The 9,701-nt window shown below is 62.0% G+C and carries 11 protein-coding genes and 1 pseudogene; 8 read left to right on the top strand and 4 right to left on the bottom strand.

What is annotated here, in order from left to right; all coding sequences use genetic code 11:
* Positions 1-13: 13 nt before the first annotated feature.
* Positions 14-148: pseudogene (locus tag E3O67_RS00165) on the top strand (IS3 family transposase); the annotation flags it as partial.
* Between the two features lie 436 nt (positions 149-584).
* Here the strand turns inward: E3O67_RS00165 and E3O67_RS00160 are convergent.
* From E3O67_RS00160 to E3O67_RS00145, 4 genes are all read right to left on the bottom strand, one after another.
* Positions 585-1,997 (bottom strand): ParB/RepB/Spo0J family partition protein, encoded by a 1,413-nt coding sequence (locus E3O67_RS00160; protein WP_135101318.1) that lies wholly within the window; start codon positions 1,995-1,997, stop codon positions 585-587.
* A 700-nt stretch (positions 1,998-2,697) separates the two neighbouring features.
* Positions 2,698-3,027: a hypothetical protein gene (locus tag E3O67_RS00155; protein ID WP_134432847.1), complete on the bottom strand. Its 330-nt coding sequence runs from the start codon at positions 3,025-3,027 to the stop codon at positions 2,698-2,700.
* A complete protein-coding gene (locus E3O67_RS00150; RefSeq protein WP_241979389.1) occupies positions 3,024-3,623 on the bottom strand; it encodes a hypothetical protein in 600 nt (199 codons plus the stop codon). Before E3O67_RS00150 ends, E3O67_RS00155 begins: the two co-directional genes overlap by 4 nt.
* A gap of 38 nt (positions 3,624-3,661) precedes the next feature.
* Positions 3,662-4,177 (bottom strand): RNA polymerase sigma factor, encoded by a 516-nt coding sequence (locus tag E3O67_RS00145; RefSeq protein WP_241979388.1) that lies wholly within the window; start codon positions 4,175-4,177, stop codon positions 3,662-3,664.
* 172 nt (positions 4,178-4,349) lie between these two features.
* On the opposite strand from E3O67_RS00145, the gene E3O67_RS00140 reads away from it, so the two are divergent.
* The 7 genes from E3O67_RS00140 (at position 4,350) to E3O67_RS00110 (ending at position 9,675) form a co-directional block, all read left to right on the top strand.
* Entirely contained in the window at positions 4,350-4,787 is a 438-nt protein-coding gene (locus E3O67_RS00140) for an Asp23/Gls24 family envelope stress response protein (RefSeq protein WP_135101316.1), read from the top strand.
* Positions 4,784-4,978 (top strand): DUF2273 domain-containing protein, encoded by a 195-nt coding sequence (locus E3O67_RS00135; protein ID WP_241979387.1) that lies wholly within the window; start codon positions 4,784-4,786, stop codon positions 4,976-4,978. The genes E3O67_RS00140 and E3O67_RS00135 overlap by 4 nt, the downstream gene beginning before the upstream one ends.
* Positions 4,975-5,376 carry a hypothetical protein gene (locus E3O67_RS00130; protein WP_241981891.1) on the top strand — a complete coding sequence of 134 codons (402 nt, stop codon included), beginning with the start codon at positions 4,975-4,977 and terminating at the stop codon, positions 5,374-5,376. The genes E3O67_RS00135 and E3O67_RS00130 overlap by 4 nt, the downstream gene beginning before the upstream one ends.
* Complete coding sequence (locus E3O67_RS00125; RefSeq protein WP_134432837.1) at positions 5,373-5,954, top strand: DUF6286 domain-containing protein; 582 nt, start codon at positions 5,373-5,375, stop codon at positions 5,952-5,954. Before E3O67_RS00130 ends, E3O67_RS00125 begins: the two co-directional genes overlap by 4 nt.
* Complete coding sequence (locus tag E3O67_RS00120) at positions 5,951-6,571, top strand: hypothetical protein (protein WP_134432835.1); 621 nt, start codon at positions 5,951-5,953, stop codon at positions 6,569-6,571. The genes E3O67_RS00125 and E3O67_RS00120 overlap by 4 nt, the downstream gene beginning before the upstream one ends.
* Positions 6,572-6,662: 91 nt before the next feature.
* Entirely contained in the window at positions 6,663-7,577 is a 915-nt protein-coding gene (locus E3O67_RS00115) for an SDR family oxidoreductase (protein WP_241981889.1), read from the top strand.
* Between the two features lie 913 nt (positions 7,578-8,490).
* Entirely contained in the window at positions 8,491-9,675 is a 1,185-nt protein-coding gene (locus tag E3O67_RS00110) for an IS30 family transposase (protein ID WP_370259715.1), read from the top strand.
* Positions 9,676-9,701: the final 26 nt, after the last annotated feature.

Genomic DNA, 9,701 nt, shown 5'->3' with positions numbered 1-9,701 from the left:
GCAGCGGTAGTCCACCCGGGAGGAACTGCGCCTGGCGATGGTGGTCTGGATCGAGCGCACCTACCACCGGAAGCGCCGGCAACGCCGCCTCGGTAAGCTCACCCCGATCAAGTTTGAAACAATAAACGTGGCCCTCAAGGCCGCCTGAAACCACTAACCCTTTGAGTCAACTGAACTCGGGGCAGTCCCAATCGATAGCGACCGGGAGTGCCGAAGTGCCTGCAGTGCCGGGCGAAATAAGCCCGCAGGGCGCGTCCGGCACTGCGGGTGACGCAGGCACGGAAGGAGCTACGATGATTGGCCAGATAGGACAAAAATGCCCGGCAATCAGCGCCGCACAGCGGCTCCATATAGCTTCTGACGGCTTCGCCGGCTTGCTTTCAGAGTGATACCACTCTGATATCTCTGTGCCGCGTAGCGGCTCCCCTGGGGGGTGGGTACGGCGGCTGCGCCGTTGTTCCGTCACGGCCCGAAGGGACGGGTGCCTGGTTGTTTTTCGGCTCTGGCTTCCGTGCCGGAGTCTGGGAACAGAGAAGCCCCCGGAGTGACAGTGGGGGACTGTCACGCCGGGGCTTGGGGCGATGTTAGTCCTGTGTGAGCGTGGCGGCGTTGGTCTCGGCTGTCTTGGTGGCTGCCTTCTCGGCGACTGTGTTGATCACGATCTGCTCGACCTCGCTGAGGTTGTAGCCCCATGCGGCCAACTGCTCGAAGTAGCGGGCGCTGTGGGCGTCTGGGTAGCGCCACGTTTCCTTGCTGGTGCTGTCCTCGATGCCTGCCAGCACGATGGTCAGCGTGACGTGCTGCGCCTTGGTGGGGGAGTGTTCCACCAGTGCGGAGAGCTTGTCAGCGGAAAAGTAGTTGGCTCGCTCCAATCCGAGGAGGGTGTGGGCGAGGACGTTGCCGTTCTGGTTGGCTTTGCCGACAACGTTGTGGTGCACGGTCAGGCCCAGTGCGATGGCTTTGGCAGTGTCCTTGGGGAGGGTCTTGCGGCTGAGGAACTCGGCCAGCCATTCGCGGCGCACGACCTCGGCGCTGGCCCACGCCTTGTTATTGGCGATGAGGGTTTTGCGTTCGTCCTTCTCGTCGTCGGTCATGGGGCCGCTGGTGGCTCCGCTTCCGCTGGACTTTCGGAACCCGGCGGCCTTGGGGTCTTTCAGGTAGTAGCGCAAGAAGGCTGTGTCGCTGCTGGCGTATGCGTACACGTACGCGGCCCGGCCCACAGCATCGGTGAGGTGCTGCACGGTGACCTGTTCGCCGTCCGCGGTGCTCAGGTAGCTGATGCTGACGTAGTCGGTTTCGTAGGATCCACGGTCACGATCAAGAATTTCGTAGCCGCGCTCGATCAGGTCGGCGGTCGCGGTGGCCTTGATCGCTTCGATGCGGGCCTCGTCGCGGGCGCGTTGTGCTGCGTGGGCGAACTTCTCCGGGGCGGTGGTTGCGATGTCGATGAGCCCGGACACGGTTTCGTCGTCGCCTTCGAACTCGATCAGTGTGGCTGCCTGGTCAAGAGTGAGGCAGTGGCTGACGATGGCGGATGCTGCGACCGCGTTCTCTGCGACAGCGATTCCGGCCTTGACTGTGGCGGGCTTGCTGCCCAGTCGCTTGGCAATCACGGCAGGCGTCAGCCCCTCGAACGCGAGTTGCTGGAACGCGGCCACCCGGTCGGCGTCGGTGACGGCTTCGCGGTGGTCGTTCTCGGCCATCTGCTGCACGATTCGCTCGACGGTCGTTTCGTCAGACTCGACGATGTACGCCGGAATGGTCACCAGTCCGGCCTCACGGGCGGCGAGGGTGCGGCGCTGACCGGCGCGGACGATGATGTTGCCCTGGTCGTCGCGGCGGGCGAGGATCGGCGTCAGAACACCGTTTGCCTTGATGCTGGCCACGAAATCGCGGCCCAGCGCAGCCTCCGTGCGCACGTTCGCTTCCACGACGATGAGGTTGGGGTCAATGTGCTCGATGGTGCCTACAGTGGCGGTGGCGGTGGTGTTAGTCATTGGGTTCTCTCTCCATCAACTGATTTTTTTGCCTGTCTGGCAAGAGAAATCGATAGAGAGCGGGAGTGCCGGAGTGCAGGGTCGTGGAATACCGCAGCGCAGCGAGGATATGCCGCGAAAGCCCGCAACGTAGGCACGGAGCGAACTACGGTGAAACGGCCAGACAGATAAAAAATGCAAGAACACTAGCAACCCGTAGCGGAGAGGCCATGGCCCGTCTTGGAGATCTGACATTCACCGAACAGCTGAGGAACTGCATGCCCTCGCAACATCGTCCGATGCCGACGAACGCCACCTCGCTGCGGCGATGTACGACCTTCCGCCGGACCTTGTGTCCGTATTGGAACTGGATGCTGTGCCTGAAGTCGCACAAGCCGCACTGATGCAGCACAGCGCGTCGATGGAGGTGCTGACGGCGGCAGCCGTTGCGCACCCAGAGTGGGCTCAGTAGATTGCTCCCCACGACAACGCCGCGGTCCATCTCACTATGGACAAGCCCGCGGTCTGTTTTAAAAAGCCCGCACCGGTTGACCGCTTTTTCAATGCGCTGGGCGCGACCGCGGCAGAGAGAGCGTTTCCTAGCCGAGCGTTTCGACTTCGCGCTCCGACAGGACACGAGCCGAACTGTCGGCGAGCTTTGGGTGGCCTTGCCTCCGGTTACCGGCCGTTTCGTCACGCTTGGCGGAAAATGGCCGTGTTTCTATCCGATGCTGACAACCGTGACAGAGATGGTGTTGATGGGGGCAAGCGCCAAAGCGGCGGGATTTGCGGCGATTGTGTCATACACGCGTCGGCACACCTCGGCGGGTGACGCTGCGTAGGCGACACCGATTCTCGCGGTCACGCTCAGTTTGGCCTCTCCCGTCGTCACGGTAACTAGTTTCGGTGCCTTTGCCCGCTGCGTAAGGGCGTCGACAACAGACCCGACAATCGTGACGACGATCGGCGTGGTCGGGTACAAGACGGTCACCCCCGGGACGGACCTAACGATGGCTTCGAGCTTCTCTGCGAGCTCGGCGGCATCCGTCATGGTGTTGCTTCTTCGTCGCTGAACTCAGGCTTCGTGAGGTAGATGTCACGAATGATTACGTCGATGCCCACGATGGCGAGCTCGGTGTGGGTGCGTAGCGCGCCGAAGAGAGTGTCCCGCAACTTGTCGGCAAGGACGGGAATGTTCTCACCCTTGTAGACGCTTGCGTCGATCGTGACCGTGATCGGAGCTCCCAGGGTAGTGATTTCCCCGTCGAGCCGGCATCGACCCACGATGAGGTTATCGACGGTATCGCCTGCCGCGCGAAGGAGTCCACGGACAGCTCCCTCAGTGATTGCGAGTCGGGCTGTCGGCGCCGGATGCGAGATGGGAATGTCGCGACCGGACCGGGAGTCACGCACGATTCCTTCCAAGATGGTGGTGACCCAGCTATCGTCGCGACTCGGCGCGCGATCCGCTTCATCCTGGACCATCGAACTCATCGCCCCATGAAGGCGCTCCAACGAGGCGAGCGCTATCTGGCAGGCCGGCGAGTGGTCGATCGAGGGATCGGCGGGCAACTTGCTTCGGTCGAGATAATCGCTGAGTTGCTCGATGGTGTGGCCGTCAAGCTGGTCAGGCTCGTCGTCGGACACGTACCAGGGTGCGGCGGACTCAGGCGTGTCGGATGAAATCATCGCCAGGCCTCCATTTCACGAATCAGAGTTTTGCGGGCACGAGCCAGGAGACCGCGCGCAGTCGAGACCGGCAAGTCGAGTTCCTCGGCGATCTCTGCGTAATGGTAGTCCCCGAACTCTTTCAGCTCCCAGCATCGTCGTTGATCCTCCGGAAGGGCTGACAAGACTTGGGAGAGTGCCTCGCTACGCGACAGTGCCTCCACTATTTGCGTCGGTGAATGGTTCTCCGATGCAGGCACGTCGACGTCGTCGAGGTTGGAGTGCTGCCGCCGTGCGCGGATTCGATCGATGCTCTTGTGGCTGGCGATGCGCATCAGCCAACTTTTTACCAGCGCAGAATCTTTTAAGGTCGATAGCTTTGCCCATGCCGTGATGAACGTGTCCTGCACGACGTCGTCTGCATCGTGGCTGCTGCCCAGGATGCGGGTCGCGTGGGCGCGTACCAACGGGCCGTACCGCCGCACAAGCACTTCGAATGCTCGAACGTCTCCATCAACGGCGCGGTCCACCAAGGTGCGGTCGTCAGCGTGGGCTAGCAGTGCCCTGCTCTCACTATCTGGAATGGTTGCCCCTCAATTCGCTGGGAACTGTAGCACCGGGTGTGACGAACGCGGCGTGGCCTACGACTAATTAGTAACTACTGCAAATACGCCCCGTTCAGGGGACACAAACAAGGAGCCTCCCATGGCAGATCTCACCACACCTACTCTTTCCACCGCACCGAACTCCAACTCGGCGACCCCCGGCCGCGGCAAGACCGTCATCAACGACGCTGTGGTGGCAAAGATCGCCGGCATTGCAGCCCGTGAGGTCAGTGGTGTGCACGCCCTTGGCGGCGGCGCCGCCCGGGCGCTCGGTGCCATCCGCGATGCCCTGAACACCTCGGACGTGAGCCAGGGCATCAAAGTGGAGGTCGGAGAAACTCAGGTCGCGGCCGACGTCACCATTGTCGCGGAGTACCCCGTGGCCCTGCAGGATGTGGCCGAGCGGGTGCGGTCTGCCGTGATCCGTGTAATCGAAGACCTGATTGGGATGGAGGTCACCGAGGTGAACGTGAACATCAACGACGTGTACCTGCCGACCGACGACAAGGACGAGAAGTCCGAGGCTCGGGTTCAGTGAGCACCTTGGCGAAAACGGGGGCCGTGTTCGGAACCGTGCTTGCTCTGACATGGCTGGTCCTTGGCTTTTGGCCATTCGTGTTCGTGGCCGCGGCCATGGCGGTCGGCGCGATCGTCGGGCGGATTATGGACGGAAAGCTGAGCGTTTCGAACCTAGTTGACGCATTCCGGGGCAAGCGTTCGTCGTCATGACAACCCTCAGTTCCGAAACAGCGACCCGTCAAATGCTGTCGCCGGCGGCACTCAAAAACGGCCGGACCACCATCTCGCCCCGGGCTTTGAATCGGCTAGTGTCCGCGGTCGCGGCGGACGCTCTGGGCGTTGACCCTTCGGCGGTGAGTGCCGCGATCACCGATGATCAGGGCAACCTCGCCCTCACGGTCAGCGCCCCCATCCGAGTCGTTGCGCTCACCCGTGTGCACAGGGATCCCTCCATCGTGACTCGCACCGGGGGCACGATTCTGGAGCGGGCCGAACACGCCAGACAGCACATTCATTACCGGGTGCGCGAGTTGACCGGTTCTACCCTGTCGCGAGTGACCGTGCGGCTCACCGGTGCCGACATTCGACCAGAGAGCCGCGTTCAATGACCAAGTATCGTTCCACCTACCAACGGATCAGCCGGCGCGAGCTTTACTCGTCGCGTTCGGTTGCAGCGATCATTCTCGCGATCCTGGTAATCTTCGCTTGCCTCTGGCTCATGATCGAGATCGTGTTGAACCTGCTCGGCCAGCCGGGGCTCCTTGCGGCCCCCGCGGATATGGCGGGTGCGGTTGCGGGCGTTTCCTCTGAACCGCCCGTTTTCGTGGGCGGGCTCGGCCTCACCGGAGCCCTCATCGGGCTGCTTCTCCTTGTCGTGGCCGTTACTCCTGGCCGGCGCTCTCGCCATCTGCTCGAGACCGAACGGGCCGCGACGATCGTCGACAACGAGGTGATCGCATCCGCGCTGGCTCGTGAAGCGGCCCGCGTCGCTGAGTTGGCCCCAGACAACGCGCGTGCCACTGTGACCCCCCGTAGCGCCACCGTGCACCTCACTCCTACCTCTGGAACAGCGATCGATCAGCAGGCGGTGCTCACGGCCGTGCGCGAACAGATTGATGCTTTTGGGTTGCTGCGTTCCCTACACGCGAAGGTCGTTGTTGACTCCACGGGGAGGGTGGGCGGATGAACTCCACCAATCGCATCCTCAACCGCATCTTTGTTTTCCTGGTCGGACTCCTCGTCCTGACCGGTGGGGCGACCCTGGCCCTGGTGGCACTTATTCCGCTTGTCCGCGACAGCTGGACGAACGCAACTCGTGTCGGCATCGATAGGGCAACCCAGTTGCTTCAGGCCACCGCCTTTCCCGAATTCCTGGTCCCGGTCAACGGCAGCTGGTTATGGTTCATCGCTCTCGCCGCTGGAGCACTGCTCATCGCGGTGCTGGTCACCTTCAGCCTGCGTCAAGGCCACGGCCGCACTAGCCGACTCGTCACGCTGAACGGAAAAACCAACAGTGGCGCAGTTGTCATCGAGTCGAAAGTGGCCGAGCACGCCATCGAAGAAGCTCTCACAAACCGACCGGAACTTGTTGCATCCCACGTTTCCACCTACCGCGTCAAAAACCAGTCAGCACTGAAAGTGGCCATCACCTGCCGCCGAGGCATCTCACCTCGGGAAGCCAGCCAAATTGTCAACGAGGTGCTCTTTTCCTTCGATAATCTCCTCGGCCTACAACTCCCCGCCCTCGTGCAGATCAGCGGCGGCTTCCGCGCGCGAACGACCAAGGCCACCCGCATCCGCTGATAACTCACCGGCTCCTAGAAGTCATCTGGCTGCGGTCAACCGTGCTATCTCAACCGGCAACATCCACCGATTCTTGATAGGGAGTCACGACTTGACGAACTACAACGACAACCCAGGGACCAAGTACATCACCGGCGGTTACCCCAAACAGGAACGGAGTCTACCCAGCCTGACCGAGGCAATTAAGCCCCACCCGGATCGTGGGGAAGACACCTACCGTGGCACCAGCAAGCTCCTCGGGAGACGGGCACTCATCACTGGCGGCGACTCCGGCATCGGCCGGGCCGTGGCCATCGCCTACGCCAAAGATGGAGCCGATATTGCGATTTCCTACCTGCCTAACGAACAGACGGATGCCGAATTCACGGCAGAACAGATCCGGGCCGCCGGCCGCACTTTGCTCATACCGGGTGACATTCGCGAGGAAACTTATTGCGTCGATCTCGTAGCGGATACTGTGGCAACCCTCGGCGGCTTGGATATCCTGGTGCTCAACGCCGCCTACCAAAAAAATCGGAACGGTTCAGGAAACCTGTCCCGGGCAAAGTTCGACCGGGTATTCAAAACCAATCTTTATGCAACTCTGTGGATCGCGCGCGCCGCCATCCCGCACCTCTGGCCGGGAGCATCGATCATCTCCACGTCATCAATCCCGGCATCGGGCCCCGCACAGGCGTTGATCGACTACGCCATGACCAAAGCCGCTCTCGTTGCGTTCACGCAGGCGCTCGCCCAACAATTAGGCCCAGCCGGGGTGCGGGTTAACGCAGTCGCGCCCGGGCCATCCTGGGCGCCGCTTAGCCCCGCAGCTTCATGGTCGGACACGCTATCCACCTTCGGTCAGGACACCGCGCTGGGCCAGGCAGTACAACCAGCCGAACTCGCCGCCGCCTACGTTTTTTTAGCCTCACCCGAAGCGTCCTACATGTCAGGTGCCGTAGTGCCCATCTCGTTCGAGTGCATCAGCCCACACCTGATCGCCCCAATAACCAGTGTCCAGCAGTAGTTGACCACCATTTTTTAGGAACGGCATCCGTAATGACCACGGTCTCCATCAGGTCGCCGCGGTGGCACCGACCTCACGGACTACGCCAATGTGCGCAAGCGCGGCAGCTGCGAGGGCTGATTCGTGGACATCAGCGCGTGCAGATGCGATAGCAGCGCGTTCGGCATTTCACCACGCGCGGCGCTGTGCCCTAATTGCACCCCGTGAGATGTTTCCCCGGTAAGGGAGGATCTGCGAAATCGCCGCCGCCAACGATCCGATCGAGCCGGGATCGAACGCGGCTCCGCGCCCCGTTCGTCGTGCTGGTCGAACCAGTGCCCAACCATGGGTGCGACCACCGGAACCCCTAAGTCATAGCAAAGCTCAAGCAAACAGAAATGGGTGCCATGCCAATACCGCACTATGTATGCGTCAAGTGCAGCGAGTGAACGCACGAGGTCGTCGTCGGAGAGACATGAATGTCCACAGGCCGGAACGGCCGCACCACACAGTGCCCACAGAGAACCCTCACACCCAGTGGGCGATCTAGAAGCAGCACATAGCCAACGTCGCCTCGGTCACTTAAACGTGCACAAAAGTGGACCAATTTCCCCACAAACGGCTTGGGTTCTAGCGATCGTCGCAACACTCACCATTCTGAGAGTTGCAAACGCCCATGCTCGATACCCCGAACACGCCGCTACCGCACAGGACCTACCGCGAAGCCGAGAGGACCGCTTTCCTCGACGCGTTCGAACGCCTCGGCAAGGTCAGCCTCGCGGCCCGAGAAGTCGGGCTTCATCCCGCCAGTTGCTATAAGTGGCTGGTCGATGCCGGCATCGACGCGAAGAAACACAGCCGGGCCCGACGCGCTGAGTACTTCCGACTCCGTGAGGGCGGCACCGCACGTACCGACGCGGCCCGACAGACCGGGCTGAACATTCGCACCGCGATCGACTGGGACCAGGGAATCGAACACGCCAGCAATCGCCGGGTGTACCCCGACGGCCGCGTCATCGACTACAACAAGGAAGTGCCTGTTCTCAGCGAAGCCCGCCAACGTCTGCTGCTTCCCCTGGTCGAGAGGCAGCTGGATCCGCGGTACCTGTCGCTTGTAGACCGGGAAAAAATCCGCGACCTCGCGGCCACCGGCGCATCGATCCGTTCCATCGCGCAGACCATGCTGCGGGCGGCCTCGACGATCAGTCGGGAGCTGCGCCGGAACCGAACCGACACGGGCCGCTACGAGCCCTACGCGGCCCACCGCACGGCCGCTGGGCGCCGAACCCGCCCGAAGGAAATCAAGCTGGTCGAAGGTTCACGATTGCGCGACTACGTGCAGAAGAAGCTGCAGATCCGCTGGTCTCCCGAGCAAATCTGCCACGCTTTGATCAAGGAGTATCCCGATGATCAGGAGATGCGCGTGTCACCCGAGACGGTCTACCAAGCCCTATACGTGCAATCTCGCGGCGGGTTGAAGAAAGAGGTCCAGGCCGCGCTGCGCACCGGGCGCACCCGCCGGAAAGCGCAGAACACCGGACACGCCCGCAGGAACAGATTCGCCGATCCGATGATCATGATCGCCGACCGTCCACCCGAGATCGACGACCGCGCCGTTCCCGGACACTGGGAAGGAGACCTCATCACCGGCATGCTGAATCAGTCCGCGATCGGCACCTTGGTCGAGCGGACCAACCGGTATGTGATGCTCGTGCACCTGCCCGATAACCACACTGCCGAAGCCGTCAGAGACGGCCTCGTGGCCGCCATCGCCACTCTCCCGGAACACCTCCGCGGGTCGCTGACCTGGGACCAAGGCTCCGAGATGGCGACCCACAGATCGTTCACCACAGCCACGGACATGCCCGTCTATTTCTGTGATCCGGCGAGCCCTTGGCAACGCGGCTCCAACGAGAACACCAATGGGCTGCTACGGCAGTACTTCCCGAAAAGCACCGACCTCTCCACCTACGGACTGGAAGATCTGGAGCACGTCGCCCAGGAACTCAACGGTCGTCCTCGCAAAACACTCATGTGGGTGGCCCTGACCCCGTCGAGTGGACACCTCACAAGAGAGAATGTTCACTATGGCAAGATCACGTCGGGACTTCACCCCTGAGTACAAAGACGAGGCCGTGAAGCTGG

Origin of the sequence: Cryobacterium sp. TMT3-29-2 (genome assembly GCF_004564305.1) — a bacterium.
Classification (GTDB): Bacteria; Actinomycetota; Actinomycetes; order Actinomycetales; family Microbacteriaceae; genus Cryobacterium; species Cryobacterium sinapicolor.
This window is presented reverse-complemented; position numbering and strand designations above follow the sequence as displayed.